Below are 24,065 nucleotides of genomic sequence, written 5' to 3'. Positions count from 1 at the left end.
TAGGGCCGCCCTTTTTAATGGGCGCTCCCCCGCTTTACTCCTCAGGGATAATCACCAACTGTCCATAGCGCACGCTACGTGACGATGTCACTTCATCAGAAAACTGCTTCAACGCGCTGCCCTGCCCCTTTAATAACGCCACTTCCAGACAGCTGTCATGATTAATATGCACATGAAGCGTCGAAAGCGTTAGATCATGATGATCATGAGAGTGTCGGGTTAAGCGTTTCGATAAATCTCGCGCCGCATGATCGTACACATAGACGAGCGCGCCCATACACGGCGCTTCGGGCGCAACCTCCTCTTTGGCCTGCTTTAACCCACTCCGTGTTAAATCGCGTATCGCTTCTGAGCGGTTTTGGTAGCCGCGCGCATGCATCAATGCATCGACCTCGCTCAGTAGTTCCTCATCCAGCGTTACCGTTACCCGTTGCATATTCTCTCCTAAACTAACGCCGCAAGCGCGGTGCTGCCGTGACTTCCAGCCCTTAGAGTATGATGTTATTGTAAAAACATCATACGTTGGTTTCTGGGGTGCCTCATGCGTCGTACTATCTTACTGGGTCTGGCGGCTACGTGCGTCGCGTTTAGTTCCCCTGCCTTCAGCAAAGAGCAATTGGTTCTGGCAATCGGCGGAGAGCCCGAGCAGGGATTCGACCCACTGCTTGGCTGGGGCCAGTACGGTAGTCCGCTTTTTCAATCGACGTTGCTAACCCGCGGACATGACCTTACTCCAGAAGCCGGTTTGGCTACCGCGTGGACACTGTCAGAAGATCGACTCACCTGGATACTCACTCTGCGCGATGACGCTCGCTTTAGTGACGGCACACCGTTAACTGCCAAGGATGTTGCCTACACCTTTAATGCCGCAAAGCAAGCCGGTGGCCGGGCCGATTTAAGCGCACTGAACAAAGCCAGCGCCATCGATAATACAACCGTGGAGCTCTCTTTAAACGCGCCGCGTATTACCTTCATCGATCAGTTAATGACGCTTGGTATCGTTCCTGACGCTAACAGAGAAAACGGTTATCGCGAAGGGTACGGTAGACAACCGCTAGGCTCAGGCCCTTATCGGCTAGTCGAATGGCAAGAGGGCGAGCAACTAATTGTTGAGCGGAATCCCTATTTCCATGGCCCCATACCGCCCTTTGAACGACTGGTGTTTGTATTTACTGGCGAAGAGTCCACGTTAAGCGCGGCCCATGCTGGGCAGCTCGACCTTGCCGCTGTGCCACCAGCACTCGCCACCAATCTGCCAAGCGATATGCAGCGCATCGTAATGGAAAGCGTCGATAATCGAGGTATTCTGTTTCCTATGCAGCCTGCCACGGGCGAGCAGGCCGCGTCTGGTGCGCCTATCGGTAACGATGTTACTGCCGATCGTGCGATACGCCGGGCGGTTAATCTTGCCCTTGATCGAAACACACTCGTTGACGTCGCCCTAAATGGTTTTGGACGCCCCGCCTTTGGCCCTGCAGATGGGTTACCCTGGAGCCTTAATGACGAATCCTTTACAGCACCCGACAGTGAACGTGCCAATGAGATACTTGATGCAGCAGGCTGGGAGCGCCATGCCGACGGGCTACGCTATAAAAACGGCCAGCCCGCCCGTTTTCGCTTGACCTACCCTGCCAGCGACACCACTCGCCAACTGCTCGCTCAGGTAAGCGCCGAGATGGTACGCCCCCTGGGCATTGAGATGCAGCCGACAGGCCGTCACTGGGACGAAATACAGCGTGAAGCACTGCACCAAGACGCCATCGTCTTCGGCTTTGGCAGTCACAGCCCACAAGAGGTGTACTACCTGTTTCATAGCCAGCACGCGGGGTTTGGCTTCTATAACAGTGGCTATTACTCAAACGCGACGGTGGATAGCCACCTAGAAGCCGCTCAAGCGGCCGCAGGGGCAGAAGAAGCTAACCGCCACTGGCAAGCCGCCCAGTGGGATGGCAATACGGGCTATGGCTTTAGGGGCGATACTAGCTGGGCATGGATGGTTAACCTAGCCCATGTATATGCAGCCAACACCTGCCTGGACCTTGGGGAATTAGGCATTGCTCCTCACGGCCACGGCTGGCCAATTACCGCCAACCTGCTTGAATGGCGCTGGACGTGCGATTGATTAAGGCACTGGCAAGCCGTTTAGTACGGCTAGCATTAGTATTGCTGTGCGTCGCTATAGTGACGTTTGGGTTAGTCATGCTCTCGCCTATTGACCCTGTGGATGCCTACCTTGGCCCTCAAATGGCACAGGTAAGCCCAGAACAACACGCCTTAATCGCTGAAAGGTGGGGCTTTGACACTTTACCGATCGTTCAATTTGGCCATTGGCTAAGCCAATTGTTAAATGGCGAGTTAGGTTGGAGCCATATCTACAATCAACCGGTCAGTGAGGTTATCTCTCAGCGTTTCCAACGCTCTTTTATCTTGCTGGGTAGCGCTTGGCTAATGTCGTTGGTTGTTGGCTTTGCGTTGGGCGTCATCGCGGGTGCAAAAGAAGGCTCACTACTTGACCAGCTGATTAGTGGCTACGCCTATATAATCGCCTCAACACCTGCTTTTTGGCTTGGCATGCTGGCTGTACTACTGTTTTCCGTTTATCTCGGCTGGACTCCGACCTGCTGCGCCGGGCCTGTAGGCGTACTCAATCAAGACGTAAGCACGCTGACGCGATTACACCATTTGATACTACCGATAACGACACTGGCCCTGCTAGGCATCGCTACCGTCACCCTTCATACCCGCGCACGCATGATAGCGCTGATGAACTCCGACATTGCCCTCCACGCTTTCGCCCAAGGAGCCAGCCGATCAGATATCGCCTGGCGTCATGGTCTACGTCATGCCAGCCTCCCGGCACTAACACTCGCTTTTGCTTCGCTGGGAGAGCTGTTTGGCGGCTCAATATTAATTGAGCAGGTATTTGCTTACCCCGGCCTTGGTCAAGCTACCGTTGAAGCAGGACTACGCAGCGATGTCCCCTTGCTTCTTGGGATCGCGCTGTTTACCGCGCTGTTTGTCAGTGTCGGCAACCTGATCGCAGATAGCCTGCACCCACTTATCGACCCACGCATGGCACAGGAACAGCCATGAAGATGAATCAACCACGCTTAGCCGTCGCTGGCTATATTGGCCTTCTACTCATATTGTTGGTTTTGCTGATAAGTAGCTCATGGTGGGCAGGTCATAGCGCGGCACAAATGCAGTTTGATGCGCGCCTTATGCCACCAAGCAGCAGCCACTGGCTAGGCACCGATGCTTTAGGACGCGAGCTATGGGCGCGGACACTGGCTGGGTTAAGGCTCAGCTTCTGGGTCGGGCTAAGCGCTGCGCTACTCGGCACACTCATTGCGTTAACGCTAGCGACGCTGGCCACACTTTCAACCACGTTAGATGCTCTCGTTAGCCTGCTGATTGACACGCTGTTAAGCGTACCGCATCTGATATTACTACTACTGTTAGCCTTTGCTTTAGGTGGTGGCACACAGGCAGTGATTATTGCGGTGGCGCTTACCCATTGGCCAAGTTTAGCCAGGATACTGCGGGCAGAACTCTTTTCCCTACGTCATGCTCCCTATGTCGCTATTTCCCAAGCACTAGGAAAAAGCCGCTGTTTTATTTTAGCACACCACTTACTTCCCCATGTACTCCCCCAGTGCATTGTTGGTGCGCTGTTGTTGTTTCCTCACGCCATTCTGCATGAAGCCGCACTGACTTTCCTAGGCGTGGGGTTAGACCCTACCCAACCCGCTATTGGTGTATTACTAGCTGATGCCATGCGCTACTTAACCGGGGGGGGTTGGTGGTTAGGGGTATTCCCGGGCCTAGGGTTACTGCTGATGGTGCTATCGATTGATCGTTTAGCGACGCAGTTGCGTCGCGCTCTATAACGGGAGGAAGTCAGCATGCTGCAGTTAGAAAACCTGACGTTGCAATTGCCCTACTACAAGCACTGGTGGCGACGAGAGTGGACCACCTGCGTTGATAACCTGTCGTTAAGCATACAACCTAGTGAAGTACATGCGGTGATCGGTGCATCCGGCGCAGGAAAAAGCCTGCTAGCCTACACGATTATGGGATTACTGCCGGAAGGGGCAAAAACCAGTGGCCAGCTATTTTTTAAAGGTGCGCCATTGAACACTGAGCGCCAGCGCCAGCTAAGAGGCCGCCAGTTGGCTCTTATTCCTCAGTCCCTCAATGCTCTAGACCCGCTCGCTAGCAGCCAACGCCAAGTCAGTTGGGCAGCTCGCCGGGCAGGGCAAAGCAGAACTGTCGCTTGGCACAGCGCAGAGCGTGCACTAAATCATTATCAGCTCAACTTACACGCCCAGCGGGCATACCCCCACCAGCTTTCAGGCGGTATGGCGCGGCGTGTTTTAGCCGCCATGGCCCAAATAGGTAACGCTAGCCTGATTATTGCCGACGAACCAAGCGTAGGATTGGATCCTCAGCAGCGCGACCGTGTATTGGCCTCCCTGAAGGCCCTCGCGCTTGAGGGTAAGGCCGTCATGCTAATTACCCATGATTTGCGCCATGCGTTACCCGTTGCCGACCACGTAACGATACTGCGCCGTGGACAGTGCATTGAAACCACCCCAGCCAGTGCCTTTCAAGGCAATGGAGAGCAGCTTAAAAGCGCTTATGCCCGGGCGCTATGGAATGCTCTACCCGACAACACCTTTAGTACTCAGGTACGTGCTAGCGAAAGCGCCACTCATGCTAATGCCACTGGCCTACCAAAGGAGCCAACCATTGCTTGATGCGCGAAAAATCACCTTTGGATTCCGTTCTCAAGCACCTCTATTAACGCAACTTTCATTTCAGCTTGAACGGGGAGAATGGTTGGGGCTAAGCGGTGACTCAGGGGCAGGCAAATCTACGCTGGGAAAACTCTTGGCTGGCTTACTGCGGCCACAACAGGGTGAGATTTATGCCGACGGTAAGCCATTCCCCTCTCGTGGGCTGCGGCCGGTTCAGTGGCTACCGCAATCACCGGAACTTGCCGTCAACCTACGTTGGCGAGTAAAGAAAGTACTCTGCGAAGCATGGTGCCCTTCCGAATCATTAATGCAGGACTTTAACATCCAACCTGATTGGCTCTCTCGTTTTCCAAGCGCCTTATCTGGTGGAGAACTACAGCGGGTATGCGTATTGCGAGCATTGGCCCCAGGTGTGCGCTATCTGATCGCGGATGAAATCTCGACCATGCTTGATCCCATCACCCAAGCGGAGCTATGGCAGGCGATAAGAAAGGTTGCCGACCGCCACCAACTAGGCGTACTGGTGATTAGCCATGACGCGGCACTGCTAGCGCGATTGTGTTCTAAACGTTTCCATTTAGCCCAAGGCACGCTTAGTGCAGTTCACGACGCTCGAAGCGCCATAAACCAATGCTAATGATTAACGTGACACACAGCAGCAGCCAAGACCCCATCGCTACTCCCTGCCACTGCGCCCAGCGCCAAAATGGCTCTAGCCAGAACCCTCCAACACTCGCCCCGAGGTAGTAAAATACTAAGTAAAGCGCTGAGGCGCTTCCCCTTGCACCCTGTGCATAGCGGCCCACCCAGCTAGAGGCTAAAGAGTGTGCTAAGAAAAACCCAAAGGCGTTAATAGTGAGGCCAACAATAATCAGCGGCAGTGAACTGGCCAGCGTTACCGCAGTGCCTAGCATCAAAATTACGATGCCCACGCTCATGCAGCTAGCGGGTGAAAAGCGTCCAGCTAGCCGGCCTGATACCGTAGAGCCAAACGTCCCCCCCAGATACGTCAGGAAAATCAAGCCCAAGCTGCTAGCGGCTAATTGGTAGGGCTCACCAGCTAAACGGAACGTGATATAGCTATACTGATTGATAAAAATAAGAAAATTAATTCCGCCCAGACAATAAGCCGCCAACAGCACTGGCGTGCGCAGATGCCCGAGCAGATCACCGGCCGCTTGGCGAAATTTGAAACGCTTGGGTGTAAAAGCCCGACTATTCGGTAGCAGTCGCCAAAAAACCGCGCATCCTACTACCGTCATGATTCCTACCGCTAAAAATGCTGCTGAGGGGCCACCTAAGGCCGCCGCCCCCCCCCCTACAATTCGGCCACTAATCCCCCCCAGCGAATTGGCACCTATATACAAGCCAACCGCGCTGAGTAAGGCAGACTTTTCAAACTCATCCCCCATCCATGCAATCGCAACAGCTGGCAACCCGCCCAACACAAAACCCTGCAGTAAACGCAGCAATAACAAGCTCTCAAACGTAGGTGCAAAAGCCAATGCGAGGGAGAGCCCGCCTGCTAAGAGCAACGTGACGCGCATAATAGCCTCACGGCCAATTGCATCAGACAGAGGACCAAATACGAGTAGCGCGAAAGCAAGAGAAAGCGTGGAGGCGGACATCAAAAAACTGACACCTAAGGTGGATACCCCATAGGTGTCCTTAAGCCCTGGCAGCAGCGGTTGCGGAACATACAAGTTGATAAAAACAAGGAATGACCCCAGGCAAAGAGCCGCTGTCGCGCGCCACCAGGCGCGCGTTCTAGCTTCGATCATGTGATGTCCAAACTATGCAAAACTGATAGCAGACATTTACGGCATGTAGCGGCTACTAAGCTGGGCTAAGTTAGTCGGCTCAAGCGCGCGGCGAGACTGCCAATAGTAGCGCTGCCAGTAACTGTTATCCAAACGAGAAATCATGACGCCTTTGGAAGAAGACGCGTGTAAAAAACGGCCATCTCCCACATAAATGCCCACATGATTATATTGACCTGGAGGGCGGAAGAAGACCAGATCGCCCGCCTGCAGCTCTTGGCGGTCGATCGGGCGTCCCTCATGCACTTGATCATAGGTTGATCGAGGCAGTTCTAAATTAAACGTGTCACGAAAAACATTTCTTACCAGAGCAGAGCAATCAATGCCTTGTTCTGAGGTGCCACCAATTCGGTACGGCGTCCCAGCCCATCGCTGATGCTGTTCTAACAGTGCCTGACGAATGATCGTAGGTGGCGGCGTCTGAAGGCTACGCAGTTGGCCAGTGGCGTTACTGACCGGAGACATTGCGAGGCTTTCGCCCTTTGCCAATCCCGGCAGCGCCATTGAGAAATAATTCTCGGGTGGCTCCATGCCCTGGCGTGAGGCAGAGCCAGCACAACCAGTTAAAACAGCGACAACAGCACAAACACTTACAACACGGACAGCGGTCACAGCGGGGTGTGGCGACGCAACCATGCGATTAACCTCGTAACAATAAAAATGTTTAATGGGAGTGACGTATGAGATAGCTCATTTTTTCAAACCCTGGACTATAAGCTAATTACCCTATGCTTGGCGAGCTTCAATGTAATATCCGCTGATCGCCCGGTAACGTATCGATATGTAGCGGGGCGAAATGGCGCGGTTTATTGCCAGGGAAATCAAGGCTTGCCCATGGCCCAGCCAGTATGGGTGCACCACACAGCCACGCGACTAACGCCTGTCGAAACCCTGCCAGAAAACTTTCTCGCTCGGGTGTTTCGCCCATAAAAAATGAAAAGCCTGCGTACATTCCCGCGGAATACTCTTGCCAGCCGGAATAGTGATCAGCCGCCAGCTTATAAGCGCGATCCAGCACGTCAGCAAACGCTTGCCGGTCTAACCAGCCAAGCTGGCGAGCAGCAATCGCGAGATCCACTAATTGAGCAATGTCCCAAGCAGCCATATCCACATCGTTACAACCATCTTCATTACTTTGCACTCGGCGCAAGCGAAGCAGATGATGACGATCCTCCTCAGCACAATCCCCCGACTCTAAAATAGCGATTTCGGCATCTAAGCGCTCAGGGTTAAGTGTGTAGGGCGCATAGTTAATCTGGTACTCCTGACGATCACCAGACTCGAACATGAAGGTCAAAAACTCCTGCATGTCACCAGCACTCGTCAGATGATAATGACTTTCCACCCATTCACGGATATCAGCGCACTCTCTGGGGCTTTCCACTTGAGGTTCACTCCACACAGCGCTATTGAGCGGCCCAACCAGCGACATGGCAGTGAAATGGCTGAGCGTTGGCCGTTCGCCAGGTTCACACCACGCATCAGGGCGCCAATTCAACCAATGAAAAAGACTACCGGGGTCCTCTAAGTGCCAGGCAATTTCATTAATCAGTGAATCGTGCTCTGGCTCTGGTAAACAGCTTTCCCAGGCAAACCATGCCTCAAGCAAACGCTTTGGCGTGGCATAAAAGCGACATAGGCAGCTACGCAAAGCACTGGCATGCGTCATCAGTGGTTCACGCTCAAATAGGCTGCTATCCAGCGCCATGTGTAGGTAAAACGCGAACTTTTCTGCCATGTGAATAGTAGCAGCGTGACGACTAACCCCTTTTACAGCGTTACGCTGTTTTAGCTCGTCAGGCGTAGGTTGACCAAAAGGTGTCTGCGACGGCGGCATAACGCCGTGAACGGCATCTGCGGCAAGCTGGTTAAGGTGGTGCGCCTGTGCAGGCAGCCAATAGCGAGCTAGTGCTTGGTACCCCTCGTCAGCATGCAGATCTAACGAATCCTGAAGATAGACCGCCGCTTCAGCACGGCGCTGCTCTGAGATAGGCGCTGACGGATTTAACTGACGTAGCATCACATCCGGTTCTCGCACGCTAGCCAGGGCCAGTAACCAATGATGAGAGGTATTTCGCCATTGCTTAATACGCTCACGAGATGCACTCAGCGTTGGCTCATCAAGCAGCGAGCTCAACGGGCACTTCCACGGACTGTGATGCGCCTGCGTTAGCAACTTATGGCGCGTACTAGGCGTCATACCACGCCGATCGACCCCTTCAAATAGGCTTTGGCCACGCATGTAGGCTTTCAGCACCGCGTACCAATCATGGTAACGGCGGCTTATTAAGTCAGCCGCATGCGCTGCAAGATCATCAGCTTCTGCTTGGCTTAACCAGCCACAGCAAGCGCCCGCCCACGCCAATTCCACCAGACGTAGCCAGTCCCAAGCGGCCCACTCCAGTGGCTCGCCCTGACTGACAAATGTAGTCAACACAGGGGCATAGGGGGCATCTGCAACAGCACTTCGCTGCCACTCTTGGCGCTGAGCATGATCCATCGTAAGCAGTTCACGGGCTTCAATATCCCAGCTCTGTCGCTCCCCTTGAGCGCTTAGCCACAGCATCACTTCAAGTAACTGATCCCGATCGTGAACCTGCCAGATACGTGCTAGCCATTGGGGGGCATCCGGCCAATCAGCAGCACTTGCCGGATAGCTGAGCACAGAGCGAAACAGCGCACATAGACGCCACGGCTGTGCTGAGGGGCCTTCTGGCCATAGCGGCTGCGGTTCAGGCAATCGTGCCAGTGCTGTTTCAAGAACTTGCCAAGTGATGCCTTCGCCTTCACTTTCTAAATCCGCTAACGCCTGACAAGCATCAATAAAACGATCATCCGCGCCGGTTTCCCATCCTTTCACGCCAAGCGCTCGGCGCAGGTCGGAAAGCCAAGCGCGCAGATCACTGTAATCAGACGTAATGCGTCGAGTAATGTGGTGTGCCCACGTTTGCGCTTGAGATTGTGTCAACCAGCATGCCGCACCTGCTAGCGCTGCCCACTCTAGCGCCCCCAATAGCCGATCAGCTTCACTGGTGGGGGCATCCAGCGCAAAAAAGAGCTGATCAGCCAACTCACCACGGTGTGCAATACCCAGCTGTAGCAGACGTTGCTCAGCCGCACTCGCATCCACCGTCAGTGGATGCGGCGTAAAGGCCCAATCACACAACACGAGCTGTTGAGCCCACCAGGCATTCAGTGCATCGGCCAAAAGACACCTCTAAGAAACAGGAAGCTATTAATAAAATAAAAAAAGAGTGAGCCGCCCGCTAAATAAGGCCGCTTAAAATAAAAAGAGACGTCGTTATAAAGACATCGTCAAAATGGCATTGCAAAGAAGGCATAGTGTAACGGAAAGTGGCGCGAAGGCCGATAGCGATGAAACGTAAAACGAGGCAAAAATCGAGCGCCTAAAACAGTGCTGCCCGGCACTGGGCCGGGCAGCAAATAATGCTCTTGGTTGACTGCGCTAAGCGCTTTTAACTTTACTGATTATCCATAACAACACGACTGCACCGACAGTTGCTGTTACCAACGAGCCAATAAAACCACCCGCTTGTAGACCTAACAGGCTGAATAAAAACCCGCCAAGCACTGCGCCAACAACACCAACACCAATATTTCCCAAAATGCCAAAACCACCGCCACGCATGATGTTGCCAGCGATCCAGCCAGCCAAACCACCAATAATCAACCACGCAATAAAGCCCATAGTGCCTCCTTGATGTTCACTTTCGTCAGGGTTTTACCTATAACATCTTAACTGCAACGTTTTATCCGCAGTGTTTTACGTATAACTATTGCTTGTCCTACCATAGCACACGGCGCAACTGTTCTGCCTACTTGATGCCTGCTCTTACAAGGAAACCCTATGATTCCCGATTCTCTCAAGCAATTACTGTCCGATGTAGACGGCCACCAACAGGTAACTTGGCAGGGGCGTGACATAGCGCTATTCAAGATGGCTTGGGGAGAAATGGCGGTTAGCCTACAGGGCGCACAAGTGTTGCATTTTCAACCTACTGACGACACTGGCTGGCTTTGGGTTACCCCCACGCCACAGGCGCTTCCTGGCGCGATTCGTGGTGGTATTCCTCTATGCTGGCCCTGGTTTGGCGACGAGCGCTATGCCGATGAAAGTCCTGATCGTAACGGCCCTTTCCACGGGCTTGCTCGCCACGCTCAGTGGCGTTTAGACGCAGTGGATGAACATGCTGAAGGTATTGAAGTCCATCTCTCTCCTGTCGATTCCTTGCATAGCCAGCTAACCGCGCGTGTTGTCATTCAGGCTAACGCACAACGCTTGAACGTCGAATTGATCAGCGAAAATATTGGTGAAGCACCGGTTAAAATCAGCGGTGCTCTTCACACCTATTTGGCTGTTAGTGATGTACACCAATGCCGCTTAGAAGGGTTGGCAGGCGCACGTTATCTAGACAAACTGCGCGGCTTTGCCGAGAACCAACAACAGGGCACGCTGGCCATTCGCGGAGCCGTCGACCGTATTTATCACACCAATGAAGCCGTATTATTGAACGATGGGCAACGTACGCTTCGTATTGCCAAACAATCCAGCGACTCCACTGTGGTGTGGCACCCAGACAGCGATTTACCCAATGACACGCCAGTCGACGCTGCGCGTCACTTTTTTTGCGTCGAAGCTGCCAACACCCGCTTAGATCCAGTATGGCTAGTCCCCGGCGCACAACATCTATTAGGTACGACATTAAGCCGCGGTTAATCCTCGGTTCATCAACGCTTTGTTATCATCGAAGTCGTTAACGTTTTTAAGGGAGACACGATGGATCCACAGCAATGGCTGGAGGCTGCCACCTTTGCCTTTAACCTGATTGGCATGGTGATATGCTTAATTGGCTTAACACTTGCGCAAAAAATGCAGCGCCGCTGGCCAGGATATAGCGTCGCTGTGGTCGGGTTTATCATCGCCACCCTACCCATGCTTTCCCAGGCTGTACTAATAAGGAATTGAGAGGATGCGCCAGCCGTTAAGTCGCGAACTTAGCAATTTATTAGAGCGAGGCCGTGACCGGCAATTAAGGCTGGCGGTAACGGGGCTATCTCAAGCAGGGAAAACCGCGTTTCTAACGTCGCTGGTAAATCAGTTGCGCCACGCTGGAGTTGAGGCCCAACTAGGCTTGCTACCGGCCGCCCGTGAGGGGCGGTTGCTGGGTGCGCAGCGGTTGAACCAACCCGACCTTGGTGTGCCGCGTTTCCCCTATGACCCTGGCATAGCGGCGCTACGTGATACACCGCCGCGCTGGCCAGAGCCCACCCGTGGCATCAGTGAACTGCGCTTACAGTTACGCTACCGCCCTGCCCAACAAGGCTGGTTCACCCCAGACATTGCCCACTTAACCCTCGACTTATTCGACTACCCAGGCGAGTGGCTGCTGGATTTACCCCTGTTACAGCACGACTTTTATAGCTGGTGCCAGGCGCAGTCGCTGCATGAAGGCCCACACCGGAAGGTGCTATTCAGCGAATGGCTAGTGGAGGTTGAGCAACTAGACCCTGCCGCCGAGGCTGATGAAGCCAAGCTGGCAGCACTCGCAGATGCCTATGCCCAAGGTCTTCGACGGGCCAAACAGGCAGGATTTTCCGATCTTCAGCCAGGACGTTTTTTGCTCCCTGGCGAGCTAGATGGCGCGCCAGTCCTGCAATTTTTTCCGCTTCCTGAATTAAATGCACCAAAAGAAACCCTGGAAGCACTACCCGATACTAGTATTTACGCCACCTTGGCAGCACGCTTTCGCTACTATCAGCAGCAAGTGGTAAGGCCCTTTTATCGTGACCATTTTCGCCGTTTCGACCGTCAGATTGTGTTGGTCGATGTGCTAGGCGCGCTTAATGCCGGACCGGAACGCTTTGAAGACCTTTCCCGAGCGCTGCGCCAACTGATGCAAAGCTTCGATTACGGCAAGCGTAGCCTGCTGACGCGCCTGTTTGCGCCGAAAATTGACCGTCTCACTATTGCTGCAACCAAAGCTGACCACGTGACGCCCGATCAGCACGGCAATGTTGTGCAACTGCTGGAGGCGTTACTTGCTGAACCGCTTAAAGATCTGCGTTTTGCCGACATCCCGGTGAAAGCATTGTCACTGGCAGCCATACGCGCCACTGAAGCCCGTGAAGTGCTCCACGAAGGCAAACGCACCCCCGCCCTAAAAGGCACCACCCTTGAGGGTGAAGACGTACTTGTCTACCCGGGTGACGTGCCGAACCGCCTTCCGAAACCGGACTTTTGGCAGCAGCAGGGCTTTGACTTTCCCAGCTTTCGCCCAATGTCTGTTGACAGCGAAGCGCTTTCACACATCCGCATGGATGCCGCTATCGACTGGCTGATTGGAGATAAATTGATATGAGTAATCCTCAGCCGCGCCGAGATTTTCAGACAGAAGAAGCATCCGTCCCTGGCCCCGAGCAGTTGCGTCAGCGTGAAAGTTTTGCCGCGAGTGAATCGCATCAGCCGCTGACTACCCAGGCAGACGTTAAAGCACTTCCGGAAACGAGCCTAAGCACGCCCCGAAAGCGCCATTGGGGGCTGATGTTTGCCCTGGTCGGCGGTGCCACTTTGGGCAGCGTAGAACTGGTCACCGGCATTCCAGACGCCTTTGCCCAGTCACAGTGGATGTCCATGGCCTGGCAGCTGTTTGGCATTAGCTTGATTGGTTTAGGCGGTCTGTCGTTGTTGAAAGAGCTTGGCCGTCTGCGCCGCTTAAAGCGCCACGACCGATTACGCCATGACCTAGCCGAGCTGCCACAGCGCTCTACCAAGCAAGCCCAATCGATGGCAGAGCAGCTTAAGCGCCAGCTAAAACTGGGCGACGATGATCCTCATTGGCAGGCATTTCAGCGCGCCTGCCAGCCCCACCACAGCGGTGAAGAGATACAAACACTGCTGCGCTACCACCTACTGGCACCTCGTGACCGCGAAGCCCAACGCCTGATTACCCGTATGTCCGGCGAAACAGCCATTATGGTGGCTATCAGCCCGCTTACATTGGTGGATATGGCACTGGTGGCCTGGCGCAGCCTTGCCATGGTCGACAGGCTCTGCCGTCTTTACGGGCTTGAGCTTGGTTACGCCAGCCGACTAAGGCTTTTCCGTAATGTGCTGCATAACATGGCCTTTGCTGGGGCCAGTGAACTCGCCACTGACGCCAGCATGGATATGCTTTCACTGGATTTGGCAGGTAGGCTTTCCGCCCGCGCGGGCCAAGGCTTGGCCACAGGCCTTCTGAGCGCCCGTTTAGGGCTACGCGCCCAGCGCCTATGTCGCCCTGTGGCTTTTACAGATGAAGAGCAACCCAAGTTGGCCGATCTACGTCAAGACCTGTGGAGGCAAATCAAACGGCTCGATAAAGAGCCCGTTTCACGAGATCGTTAAACGGGATGATTCAATGCGATCCAATCGAGAAACGTGCGTTTGCCAACCCCATTGTCATTTGGGTTGGCATCAATGATGCCATAACCGTTAGGCGTCGCTGGACTGAGATGCGTCAGTCCGGCCAGCATGTCACGTTCGAGCATGTCTTCAACTAGTCCTCTCCAACCCAGCACTACAGACAGGAAAAACCACTTCCTGACTAGTTAAAATACGTACCCACACGCCCCTTACTCCATTCGGGGTCCTGAGACCGCTACCAGAACGACGACATCGATATACCACGTGAGCTTTATTCGAAAGCGCTGATGGATCCACACTCAAAGCGGCTGCGTCATGTTGACCAGTGCGATGAGGGATCCATCAACGATGAGCAGATTCGCAACGCGCGCCATGCTTACTATGGGGCGCTAAGCTATGTCGATGATCAAATCGGTGACGTGCTTAAAGCATTGAAAGAGACTGGCCTCGATGAAAATACCATCATTGTTTTTAGTAGCCGTCTCTGTAACTAACAACCGTTGATTCATCATTTAACCACTACCACCCTAAAATAAAGATGATAAGACGGCTGATGAGCCCATTATTAATAATAAGGGAAATTTTATTATGAGCACTAAAAGCGACCCTGAGTCGCCGCCTATGACTAGTGATATGCAAACCGACTACGTCGTCGGGCAGGATAATATCGAGGGGAGCTTTGGCCCCATCGGATTTGATATCCATAATCGCGTTTTTGCTGTATCCGCACTTGCTTCGGTCGTGTTTATTATCCTTACGCTGCTATTTCCTGAACGCGCAGGGAGCATTTTTCAGTCGATCGTCGCTTTTTCCACGGGCACCCTGGACTGGTATTTCATGATCCTGGTGGATTTCTTTATTCTGTTTTGCTTGGCACTAGTGGTCTTGCCTTATGGATCAGTCAGGCTAGGGGGGCCTGACGCTCGCCCGGATCATAGCTATCTTTCTTGGTTTGCAATGCTGTTCACTGCGGGCATTGGCATCGGCTTACTATTCTTTGGCGTTCTAGAACCGGTTTATCACGCCAATGTTTCGTTGCCTTTAGGTATTACGCCGCCCTTTGGAAGTGATGGAACACTGAACCCTGACGCTATTGCTGATGCGAGTGCCATGGGGCTTGCGGGCACCTATCTTCACTGGGGTCTCCATGGCTGGGCGGTGTATGTTGTGATGGCTCTCGCCCTGGGTATTTTTACCTATAATAAGGGCCTGCCATTTTCGATACGTTCAGCGTTTTTTCCAATTCTGGGCGAACGTGTTTGGGGTTGGTGGGGCCATGCCATCGATATTCTGGCAGTGTTTGCCACCCTCTTCGGGCTGGCCACATCCCTAGGACTGGGCGCACAGCAAGCGAATGCGGGCATGAACTTCGTCTTTGGCATGGAGGTAAACACCACCACCCAAGTGATCGTCATTGTGCTCGTAACGGCAGTCGCGCTAGTGTCAGTATGGCGTGGATTAGAGGGCGGCTTAAAGAAGCTTTCTGAATTCAACATGATCCTGGCTGTATTGTTTTTCTTCTTCGTTTTGTTTGCCGGCCCAACGTTGATTGCGCTAAGCGGTTTTATGTCTGGGCTTATCACCTATGTTGCTGACTTCTTGCCTCTATCTGCCCCTTTTGGCCGTGATGATGATGCCTACCGTCAATCCTGGACTATTTTCTACTGGGCGTGGTGGATCAGTTGGGCACCTTTCGTCGGCATGTTTATCGCCCGCGTGTCACGAGGTCGTACAGTGCGAGAGTTCGTGCTCTGTGTGCTGCTTGTACCCAGCTTGTTCATTTTTATTTGGATGGGCGTCTTTGGTGCTACTGCGCTAGATCAGCTCTACGCAGACCCCGCCGGCAGCTTGGTTAAAGAGTATGTCATCGACAACTACAGACCTGAATTATCGCTATTCGGCATGCTTAATGAGCTGCCTCTAACAGGTATTATGTCTACCTTAGGCATCGTGTTGGCACTGATATTCTTTGTTACCTCGTCGGACTCGGGATCTTTAGTTATCGACACTATCACGGCCGGCGGAAAAATTGACGCTCCCCGACCACAGCGCATGTTTTGGGCAATTGTTGAGGGGCTTATCGCTATCGTACTGCTTATTGGTGGCGGCTTATCAGCGCTTCAGGCAGGCGTGACAGCAACGGCCATTCCATTCTCAATTGTTATGCTGCTGATGTGCTACTCAATCATTAAAGCGCTTAATGGTGAGTTAAAGCATATGCGTCGCTAACGAGGACATTAGGATGATAGTAACGAGCCTCTGCTAACATCAGCAGAGGCTCGTTACTTATCAGTATGAGATGACACTAACGCTTCAAGCCAAGCGCTGTTCAGTCTCGGCATCAAACAGCACAGCGCGGGCCATATCAACGCGCAGCGACAAGCGCTCGCCGGGGGCAATTGCGCATTTAGGCCCTACCCTAGCGGTGATTTCTTGCTCACCCAGCGGCAGGCGTAGCAGAATATCGGCACCGGTCGGCTCAACGACGCTTACCTTGGCCTCCATTAACGTCCCTTCTGCCTGGTCGCTCAGCCGAACATCCTCCTCGCTGAAGTGTTCTGGTCTAAGTCCGAGAATAATCGGCTTGTTCAACTGTTCCACGAGCCCCGCTGTGTTGCGTTCAGAGGGCCATGGCAGCAAAACATCATCTTCATCAGGGGTGGCAATACGTAGTGCATAACCATCACCCGCCGCCTCCAGCGTCGCGCGAATAAAGTTCATCGAGGGTGAACCCATAAAGCCTGCGACGAACATATCGACCGGGTTGTTATACACCTCATCGGGGCTACCAAGCTGCAGGATATGACCATCACGCATCACCGCAATGCAGTCGGCCAGGGTCATTGCTTCAACTTGGTCATGGGTGACGTAAACAATTGTGGTACCTAAGCGCTGGTGGAGCTTTTTAATCTCGGTACGCATATCCACCCGCAGTTTTGCGTCCAGGTTGGATAGCGGCTCGTCAAATAGATACACCTTGGGTTCACGGGCCAGCGCCCGCCCCATGGCCACACGCTGACGCTGACCACCGGAAAGCTGGGCAGGCTTACGTTCCAGCAGGTGGGAGATTTGCAGCAGGTCGGCTACGCGCTCTACGGCAGCGGCACGCTCAGCTTTGGGCACCTTGCGCATTTCCAGGCCAAAGCTGATGTTTTGCCGCACGGTCATGCTGGGATAAAGTGCGTAGGACTGAAACACCATGGCAATATCCCGTTCAGCGGGCGTGCGCCAAGTGACGTCTTCGCCGTCAATATAGATATTGCCGCTAGTCACGGGCTCAAGCCCGGCGATGGCGTTCATCAGCGTGGATTTACCACAGCCAGATGGCCCCACCAAAATCAGGAATTCACCAGAATCAATCGAAATACTGACATCTTTCAACACCCGCTCGCTGCCGAACTCTTTGCGCACGTTGTGAATTTCTAACGCTGCCATAATGAAAATCCCATTGTAAAGCGACTGACAAACTCCACTTAGTTGGATCGGTCAATAGCAGCCCGTAGCGGGGGTCTTTCGCCATGGATGGCGAAAGTAGCGCCCATGGATGGGTTCACAGCGCCCCCGCCGAGGGCTGCTTCTGACCGTCTAGAAATGGTTGCTGCCATTCACTTAGTTGTTATTAGCCTTTCACGGAGCCTGCCGTCAGCCCGCGCACGAAATACTTTCCGGCCAGGACATACACCACCAGCGTTGGCAGTGCTGCAATCATTGCCGCGGCCATATCGACGTTGTACTCACGCACACCAGTGGACGTATTCACAAGATTGTTGAGCGCCACCGTCACTGGCTGGGTGTTGTGGGCCGAGAATGCCACGCCGAATAAAAAGTCGTTCCAAATCTGGGTGAACTGCCAAATCACCGACACCACAATAATCGGCGCGGAAACCGGCAATAAAATGCGCCAGAAAATACGGAAAAATCCCGCGCCATCCAACTTCGCCGCCGAGACTAGCTCGTTAGGAATCCCGACATAAAAATTGCGGAAAAACAGCGTGGTGAAGGCGATGCCAAAGACCACATGAACCAAAATCAACCCTGCACGTGAGCTGGAAAGCCCTAACCAGCCCAGGGTTTGTGCCATCGGTAGCAGCACCACCTGAAACGGGATAAAGCAGCCAAACAGCATCAGCGCGAAGACCAACTCAGAGCCTTTAAAGCGCCATTTGGTCAACGCATAGCCGTTTAGCGCTCCAACCGTGGTGGAAATCAGCACCGCAGGAATCACAATCGCAAAGGAGTTCCAAAAATAGCCACCTACCCCTTCACAGCGCATACCGGTACACGCTTCTCCCCAGGCCTTCGTCCAGGGTTCAAGGGTTGGATTTTGCGGCAGTGAAAGCAGCGTACCCGCGCTAATTTCACTCAACGGCTTGATAGAGGTCATCAGCATGACCACCAGCGGCAGGATATAAAACAGCCCCGCCACGATAAGTACGCCATAAAGCACGGCACGCAAAAGCCGCGCGGCGGGCGTTTGCCGACGAATCACGTTAGCCATGTTTACGGCTCCTTAATTCGGAATAGAGGTAAGGAATCAAAATAGCCAGAACGCCGCCGAGCATTAATATGGCGCTGGCGGAGCCAAGCCCGATCTGGGCACGGTTAAAGGCATGGGTGTACATAAAGGTGGCCGGTAGGTCGGTGGCGTAGCCAGGCCCGCCGCCGGTGAGCGCTACCACTAAGTCAAAGCTCTTAATCGCAATATGGGCCAGAATCATCACCGCGCTGAACACTACCGGGCGCAGGCAAGGCATCACTACTCGCCAGTAAATGCGCGGCAGGCTAGCACCGTCTAACTGAGCCGCTTTGACGATGCTGTCATCGATACCCCGCAGCCCCGCCAAAAAGAGCGCCATCACAAAGCCAGATGCTTGCCAAACCGCAGCAATCACCAGGGTATAAATCGCCATATCCGGGTTAACGATCCAGTCAAAGCGAAACGACTCAAACCCCCAGCTTTGCACCATCGCCTGGATGCCCAACTGCGGGTTGAGTAGCCACTTCCACACCACACCGGTGACGATAAACGACAGCGCCATGGGGTAGAGATAAATCGTGCGCAACGCACCCTCTTGGCGAATTTTCTGATCCAATAAAATTGCCAGCAGTGCGCCAATCACCAGGCAAATCGCAATAAATAGCACGCCAAACACCATTAGATTGGTGGACGCTACCCACCAACGCTCGTTGGCCATCAGCCGCGAATACTGGCCAAAACCAACAAAGTCGTAGCTTGGCAGCATGCGCGAGCTGGTTAGAGAGAGCACAAAGGTCCACAGCATAAAGCCGTAAACAAAAAACAGAGACACCGCTACAGAAGGGGCTAGCACCAGGCGTGGTAGCCAAGTTTGCAGCCAGCCAGACGCCGTCGGTCGCACTGCAGTGCGCGTCGTGGGTTCGCTCATGAGATAATTCCTCGCCAGTCAACCGCTAGCGCCGCCGTTGCGGCGGCGCTAGTTACGTCACTTATAAAAAAGTACGCGGTGGCTTAAAAAGAGGCGGTTTCAGCCGCACTCACTAACCGTTGGGCGGCTTCTTCGGCAGGCATATCAGTATCGTTGAAGTAGTTGGTCACGACATCAAAGATTGCTCCCTGAACATCAGCGCGTACCGCCATGCCATGGGCCATGCTCGGCACCAGGCCACCCTTATCAGCAGTGCGTTGGAAATCAGCAAGCGACTGCTGGGCACAACTATCGAACTCACTCATATCCAGATCAGGCCGCGCTGGAATGGAACCTTTGGCGAGGTTAAAGGCTTCTTGGAAGGTCGGCTCTAAGACTAGGCGCGCCAGGGTTTGCTGGGCATCACGTTCAGCATCGTCAGTAACACGGAACATCGCCAGGCTGTCGATATTAAACGTAAAGGCGTCTTCAGTACCGGGGGCGGCAGCACACAGATAGTCTTCACCAGCGGTAAGGCCTGCGGCGGTGAACTCCCCTTTAGCCCAGTCACCCATTAGCTGAAAACCTGCAACACCTTCAATCACCATCGCGGTAGCAATGTTCCAATCGCGGCCTGACATGCCTTGATCCATCAACTCGCGCAGGCGCTTAAAGTCTTCAAGTGCCGTAATCATCTGCTCCCCGCCCAGCGCCTCAGGGTCTAGTTCCACCAGCGCCTGCTGGTAAAACTCGGTGCCTTGACTGCCCAACACGACACTCTCGAACACCGTCGCGTCTTGCCACGCTTGGCCGCCATGGGCTAGCGGTACAAAACCAGCTTCGCGAATGGCGTCACCGGCGGTAAATAGCTCTTCAAGCGTGGTAGGCATCTCAACGCCTGCCGCGTCTAGCACGTCAGGATTGGCCCACAGCCAATTAACACGGTGAACGTTCGCGGGTACGGCAACATAGTGGCTGTCGTAGCGCATAATATCGGCAACACTCTCGGGCAGTAGATCGTTCCAGTCTTCAGCAGTGGCGACGTCGTCTAAATCACCCAACAGGCCAAGTTCGCCCCACTCTTGAATTTCAGGGCCTTTAATTTGCGCGGCGGAAGGCGGGTTGCCAGACATTGCACGAGACTTAAGTACCGTCATAGCGGTTTCACCACCGCCACCAGCCACGGCAAAATCCTGCCAGCCATAGCCTTCAGCTTCCATTAACTCTTTGAGAACGTTTGCCGCGCGGGCTTCACCGCCGGATGTCCACCAGTGCAGTACTTCCACTTCGTTAGCTTGGGTGGTGCTGGCTGCCATGGTGGTACCAGCCACCAGGGCTAACGCGAGTGCGGATTTTTTAAATGTGGGGACGTTAAAAACGGGCATATTGGTAATCGGCATGAATAGCTCCTGCTGTTGTTATTGTGGTGTTGTTTTTGTGCTTATGAGATGTCGTTGCTGATGATGCTCGACTGAACGACTCACAGCAGAGTACGCCACCCAGGTACACAACGGGAGTTACCGAGTCCTGCATAGTCTTGGCAATTTATTAATAGTGTTAGGGTTTTATTACAAGTCAGTAACACTCGTTTGGCGCGGTAGCGTTAACGTGGCCACTAACCCACCTGCCGAGTGATTCGATAAGACAATATCGCCCCCATGAGCACGGGCAATATGACGAGCAATACCAAGCCCCAGGCCGCTTCCACCGGTGTAACGGCTTCTAGAGGCTTCCAGGCGCACAAACGGGGAAAATACTCGGGAAAGCTGCGTATCAGGAATACCTGGCCCATTATCATGAATGCGCAACGTCACGACGCCCGCCTGCTCTTCCAGCGTTACGGTTGCTTTCTGACCATAAAAAACCGCGTTTTCAAGCAGGTTTGCCAAGCAGCGTTTTAGCGCCAATGGCTTAACAGTCAGTGGTGCTACGCTGCCACAGAGAGATACCTCTCCACCATGTAAACGCAGCTCTTCGGCAATCTCCAACACCAGCGCGTTAAGATCCGTGGCCCGGGGTTCTTCATGCAGGTCCAACCCTTTGACCGAGGCCAATGCCCCCTTGACCAGCTCACTCAACTCGTCAAGTGAGGCGCAAAAACGTTCACGCTGAGCAGTATCATCGAGCATTTCGGCACGCAATCGCATGCGTGTAATGGGGGTTTTAAGATCATGAGAAATCGCCGAAAACAGCCGCTCACGCTCATCAATCTGATCTTGAATACGCCGTTGCATACGATTAAAGGCCACTGCAGTGGCGGCCACTTCTTTAGGGCCGCTCTCTTTGAGTGGCGGACTATCCAAATCATCACCCAGTTGGCGTGCTGCTCGGGAAAGCCGCGCCAACGGCCGAGTCACACTGGTAATACCGAGTAACGAAAGCGCGAGCACGCTTAACAGCACCAGCACACCAACTAATAAACGCTCTTCAGACAGCCAGCGGTAGCCGCTAAAAATATCCGGCACCCCCAGTAATGTGGCCACGTAAAGCCAGGTATCCGGGGCCAGCTCCAACTGCACCACTAAGATAGGGGGCGAAAGCGGCTCCATTAACAGACTGTGCTGCCCCCAACGGGGTGGTAAATCGTAAAGCAGCACTTCGTTATTAAAGACACGCAAGGTTTCCGGGCGGGAAAACTCCACCACCACATCGTCGATGGAGAGTTGTTGGGTCAAGATAGCGCGGACATTGTCGACTACGACCTCTTTTTCCGGGCCGCTGCCAATATCTTCGACAGGAATACGTCGCTCATTCACGCTGACAAAAAAACGCGTGCCGCCCATGCTACGCAACTGATCCAGTACAATGTGCCGATAATCTACTGGCAGCGAACGGAAAAACCGCATGGTCGAAGCAATACTGAAGGCCATGTTGCTGGAAAGCTCGTCTAACTGTTCCAGCTGGCTGGCTCGCACCTGGGATGTCCATAGCGCATAGCTAGCCGCTTGAGCAGCCAGCACGCCCGCAATCATAATGACCACAAAGCGCCCACGTAGGCTGCTCGGCAACCAGCCCGCGAGGTTGCGCTTTACGCCCTTCACGAAGCAGCTTCAACCCTAGCGGTCAACACATAGCCAGCCCCACGCACAGTTCGAATCAGTTGTGAGTGCTGTGCATCTTCCCCCAGCCGCTGGCGCAAGCGGCACACATGTACGTCAATCGAGCGATCTAGCGGTGGCGCTTCACGGCCGCGGGTCAATGTGTAGAGATCATCGCGAGTAATGACGGTGGCAGGCCGTTCCAGAAATACCTGCAGTAATTGAAAGTCTGCGCCGGAAAGTGCGGTGCGAAGACCTTCGTGGTCAATCAGTTCGCGGGTCATGCGGTCAAGTTGCCAGTCGCCAAAGCGCACCCAGCGAGCCTCTTGGGTTGACGCGCCAGTTGCTGCCGGGCGGGCTCGGCGCAATACCGCTTTAATTCGCGCCAGCAACTCACGAGGGTTGAAGGGCTTAGCGATATAGTCATCAGCGCCTAACTCAAGCCCCAAAATGCGGTCGGTATCATCGGCACTGGCGGTGAGCATAATAATCGGCGTATCGCTGGTTTTTCTCAGTTCCCGGCAGATGGTAAAACCGTCATCCCCCGGCATCATGACATCAACGATCAACAAGTCTGGCGCTTGATCCACCAATTGCTGATACAGCGAATCCGCCCCGTCGGCGGTCAACACGTGATAGCCGTGACGCCCAAAATAGTCTGCCAGCAGTTCGCGTATTTCCGAGTCGTCATCAACGACCATCAAGGTAGCAGGCGTGGTGGTCATGGTAGCAATATGCCCTGGGTTATTATTACTCGTTATTATCATTTTAGGGGCTAGATGATGGTGGAGTGGCCACCCTATCGCAAGCGGCCATCGACCAAGGTTACAGCGCGAAGCGTTTTGCTAGCCACTGAGCCACAGCCGCTTCGCCATGATGGCCGATACGCTTAGCGCTGGAAACACGATCGAAAAGCGCCGGGTGGGCGTTGTTCATCACCTGGGCTTCCCCTGCCAGGTTAAGCATTTCAGTATCGTTTAGGTTATCGCCAAATGCTAAGCACTCTGCCGGCGTTAGCTTTAGCTTTTCCAACAGCGCCGTTAAGGCCACGCCTTTATTAACGCCACCTGCCATAATTTCTAAAGAGTCGACCGTTGAGTATGTGATATGTAGGCTGTGACCATGCGCCTCCTGGGCCTGATATTCCAGTTGCGCTAACGCAGCCGGATCGCCTATATAGAGCACTTTACCAACCCCATCGGCATCCATCGCTTCCTGCGGCACAACCTCGTAACGAAAGCCTGTCGAGGCATGCAATGACAACAGATGCGGTGCGTCGGCATCGATATACCAGCCACTTTCACGATAAAGGTTGAGCCTTACCTGAGGCGGGCGCGGCAATTCAATAAGTGTTTCGGCATGGGCTGGTTCAAGATGGGTCGCGCTCAAAAGAGCGCCGTCTGGATCGTGGATATATGCCCCGTTGGTACTAATTAAATGGGCAGGGATATCCAACTGATCGCGAAACACGCGCATATCGTTATAGTGGCGACCAGAAGCTAGCGCGACATGATGGCCTTGCGATACCAGCGCTCTCAGCACCTCAATAGTGCTGTCGTGCAGCCGATGGTCGCTGCCTAACAGCGTACCGTCAAGGTCGGAAACGATAAGGCGTGATGTCATGGTGAACTCCTGATGAT

At 53.8% G+C, this 24,065-nt stretch carries 24 protein-coding genes; 11 read left to right on the top strand and 13 right to left on the bottom strand.

The features are described from left to right. Nucleotides 1-34: 34 nt before the first annotated feature. Complete coding sequence (nikR, locus tag B6A39_RS05330; protein WP_038482498.1) at nucleotides 35-436, bottom strand: nickel-responsive transcriptional regulator NikR; 402 nt, start codon at nucleotides 434-436, stop codon at nucleotides 35-37. 105 nt (nucleotides 437-541) lie between these two features. Here nikR and B6A39_RS05325 point away from each other — a divergent pair, with 105 nt between their 5' ends. The 5 genes from B6A39_RS05325 to B6A39_RS05305 are packed head-to-tail and all read left to right on the top strand — an operon-like array spanning nucleotide 542 to nucleotide 5,397. Further along, a complete protein-coding gene (locus tag B6A39_RS05325) occupies nucleotides 542-2,122 on the top strand; it encodes an ABC transporter substrate-binding protein (protein ID WP_083002154.1) in 1,581 nt (526 codons plus the stop codon). Beyond that, complete coding sequence (locus B6A39_RS05320; protein WP_083002151.1) at nucleotides 2,113-3,093, top strand: ABC transporter permease; 981 nt, start codon at nucleotides 2,113-2,115, stop codon at nucleotides 3,091-3,093. Before B6A39_RS05325 ends, B6A39_RS05320 begins: the two co-directional genes overlap by 10 nt. Continuing rightward, nucleotides 3,090-3,890 carry an ABC transporter permease gene (locus tag B6A39_RS05315; RefSeq protein ID WP_083002147.1) on the top strand — a complete coding sequence of 267 codons (801 nt, stop codon included), beginning with the start codon at nucleotides 3,090-3,092 and terminating at the stop codon, nucleotides 3,888-3,890. The genes B6A39_RS05320 and B6A39_RS05315 overlap by 4 nt, the downstream gene beginning before the upstream one ends. 15 nt (nucleotides 3,891-3,905) lie before the next feature. Further along, nucleotides 3,906-4,760: an ATP-binding cassette domain-containing protein gene (locus tag B6A39_RS05310; protein WP_083002142.1), complete on the top strand. Its 855-nt coding sequence runs from the start codon at nucleotides 3,906-3,908 to the stop codon at nucleotides 4,758-4,760. Then, nucleotides 4,753-5,397, top strand: coding sequence for an ABC transporter ATP-binding protein (locus B6A39_RS05305; RefSeq protein ID WP_083002138.1), 645 nt, complete (start codon nucleotides 4,753-4,755; stop codon nucleotides 5,395-5,397). The genes B6A39_RS05310 and B6A39_RS05305 overlap by 8 nt, the downstream gene beginning before the upstream one ends. On the opposite strand, the gene B6A39_RS05300 is transcribed toward B6A39_RS05305, so the two are convergent. From B6A39_RS05300 to B6A39_RS05285, 4 genes are all read right to left on the bottom strand, one after another. Next, on the bottom strand, nucleotides 5,354-6,541 hold the full coding sequence (locus tag B6A39_RS05300) for an MFS transporter (protein ID WP_083002134.1): 1,188 nt from the start codon (nucleotides 6,539-6,541) through the stop codon (nucleotides 5,354-5,356). The genes B6A39_RS05305 and B6A39_RS05300 overlap by 44 nt on opposite strands. Nucleotides 6,542-6,577: 36 nt before the next feature. Beyond that, nucleotides 6,578-7,216, bottom strand: a complete 639-nt coding sequence (locus B6A39_RS05295) for a C40 family peptidase (RefSeq protein ID WP_083002130.1) — start codon at nucleotides 7,214-7,216, stop codon at nucleotides 6,578-6,580. A gap of 106 nt (nucleotides 7,217-7,322) precedes the next feature. Further along, entirely contained in the window at nucleotides 7,323-9,788 is a 2,466-nt protein-coding gene (locus B6A39_RS05290; protein ID WP_083002125.1) for a DUF1266 domain-containing protein, read from the bottom strand. 258 nt (nucleotides 9,789-10,046) lie between these two features. Next, the gene (locus tag B6A39_RS05285; protein WP_009722543.1) at nucleotides 10,047-10,289 is read right to left on the bottom strand and encodes a GlsB/YeaQ/YmgE family stress response membrane protein; all 243 of its coding nucleotides are present in this window, start codon (nucleotides 10,287-10,289) and stop codon (nucleotides 10,047-10,049) included. 159 nt (nucleotides 10,290-10,448) lie between these two features. Between B6A39_RS05285 and B6A39_RS05280 the strand changes: the two genes are divergently transcribed. Genes B6A39_RS05280 through B6A39_RS05265 form a run of 4 tightly spaced genes read left to right on the top strand, consistent with a single transcriptional unit; the run spans nucleotide 10,449 to nucleotide 13,985 of the window. Beyond that, nucleotides 10,449-11,318: a D-hexose-6-phosphate mutarotase gene (locus B6A39_RS05280; RefSeq protein WP_083002121.1), complete on the top strand. Its 870-nt coding sequence runs from the start codon at nucleotides 10,449-10,451 to the stop codon at nucleotides 11,316-11,318. A gap of 60 nt (nucleotides 11,319-11,378) precedes the next feature. After that, entirely contained in the window at nucleotides 11,379-11,567 is a 189-nt protein-coding gene (locus tag B6A39_RS05275) for a hypothetical protein (RefSeq protein ID WP_083002117.1), read from the top strand. Nucleotides 11,568-11,571: 4 nt separating this feature from the next. Then, complete coding sequence (locus B6A39_RS05270; protein WP_083002113.1) at nucleotides 11,572-12,960, top strand: YcjX family protein; 1,389 nt, start codon at nucleotides 11,572-11,574, stop codon at nucleotides 12,958-12,960. Further along, a complete protein-coding gene (locus B6A39_RS05265) occupies nucleotides 12,957-13,985 on the top strand; it encodes a YcjF family protein (protein ID WP_083002109.1) in 1,029 nt (342 codons plus the stop codon). The genes B6A39_RS05270 and B6A39_RS05265 overlap by 4 nt, the downstream gene beginning before the upstream one ends. On the opposite strand, the gene B6A39_RS18885 is transcribed toward B6A39_RS05265, so the two are convergent. Further along, nucleotides 13,982-14,128, bottom strand: a complete 147-nt coding sequence (locus B6A39_RS18885) for a hypothetical protein (protein ID WP_156886203.1) — start codon at nucleotides 14,126-14,128, stop codon at nucleotides 13,982-13,984. The genes B6A39_RS05265 and B6A39_RS18885 overlap by 4 nt on opposite strands. Nucleotides 14,129-14,290: 162 nt before the next feature. Between B6A39_RS18885 and B6A39_RS05260 the strand changes: the two genes are divergently transcribed. Continuing rightward, a complete protein-coding gene (locus B6A39_RS05260; RefSeq protein ID WP_232318751.1) occupies nucleotides 14,291-14,497 on the top strand; it encodes a sulfatase-like hydrolase/transferase in 207 nt (68 codons plus the stop codon). 94 nt (nucleotides 14,498-14,591) lie between these two features. Further along, a complete protein-coding gene (locus tag B6A39_RS05255; protein WP_083002096.1) occupies nucleotides 14,592-16,232 on the top strand; it encodes a BCCT family transporter in 1,641 nt (546 codons plus the stop codon). Nucleotides 16,233-16,316: 84 nt separating this feature from the next. On the opposite strand, the gene B6A39_RS05250 is transcribed toward B6A39_RS05255, so the two are convergent. The 7 genes from B6A39_RS05250 to B6A39_RS05220 form a co-directional block, all read right to left on the bottom strand. Continuing rightward, nucleotides 16,317-17,438, bottom strand: a complete 1,122-nt coding sequence (locus tag B6A39_RS05250) for an ABC transporter ATP-binding protein (protein ID WP_083002093.1) — start codon at nucleotides 17,436-17,438, stop codon at nucleotides 16,317-16,319. A gap of 184 nt (nucleotides 17,439-17,622) precedes the next feature. After that, nucleotides 17,623-18,501, bottom strand: coding sequence for a carbohydrate ABC transporter permease (locus B6A39_RS05245; protein ID WP_009722537.1), 879 nt, complete (start codon nucleotides 18,499-18,501; stop codon nucleotides 17,623-17,625). Then, a complete protein-coding gene (locus B6A39_RS05240) occupies nucleotides 18,494-19,408 on the bottom strand; it encodes a carbohydrate ABC transporter permease (protein WP_083002090.1) in 915 nt (304 codons plus the stop codon). The genes B6A39_RS05245 and B6A39_RS05240 overlap by 8 nt, the downstream gene beginning before the upstream one ends. 83 nt (nucleotides 19,409-19,491) lie before the next feature. Then, nucleotides 19,492-20,787, bottom strand: coding sequence for an ABC transporter substrate-binding protein (locus B6A39_RS05235; protein ID WP_083002086.1), 1,296 nt, complete (start codon nucleotides 20,785-20,787; stop codon nucleotides 19,492-19,494). A 168-nt stretch (nucleotides 20,788-20,955) separates the two neighbouring features. Next, nucleotides 20,956-22,428: an ATP-binding protein gene (locus tag B6A39_RS05230; RefSeq protein WP_083002082.1), complete on the bottom strand. Its 1,473-nt coding sequence runs from the start codon at nucleotides 22,426-22,428 to the stop codon at nucleotides 20,956-20,958. Beyond that, the gene (locus B6A39_RS05225; protein ID WP_083002079.1) at nucleotides 22,425-23,150 is read right to left on the bottom strand and encodes a response regulator; all 726 of its coding nucleotides are present in this window, start codon (nucleotides 23,148-23,150) and stop codon (nucleotides 22,425-22,427) included. The genes B6A39_RS05230 and B6A39_RS05225 overlap by 4 nt, the downstream gene beginning before the upstream one ends. Before the next feature lie 100 nt (nucleotides 23,151-23,250). Continuing rightward, entirely contained in the window at nucleotides 23,251-24,048 is a 798-nt protein-coding gene (locus tag B6A39_RS05220; protein ID WP_083002075.1) for a Cof-type HAD-IIB family hydrolase, read from the bottom strand. Nucleotides 24,049-24,065: the final 17 nt, after the last annotated feature.

This window comes from Halomonas sp. GT (assembly GCF_002082565.1).
In the GTDB taxonomy this organism is placed as follows: domain Bacteria; phylum Pseudomonadota; class Gammaproteobacteria; order Pseudomonadales; family Halomonadaceae; genus Vreelandella.
The sequence above is the reverse complement of the archived record's forward strand: the minus strand, read 5'-3'. Positions and strand labels throughout refer to the sequence as shown.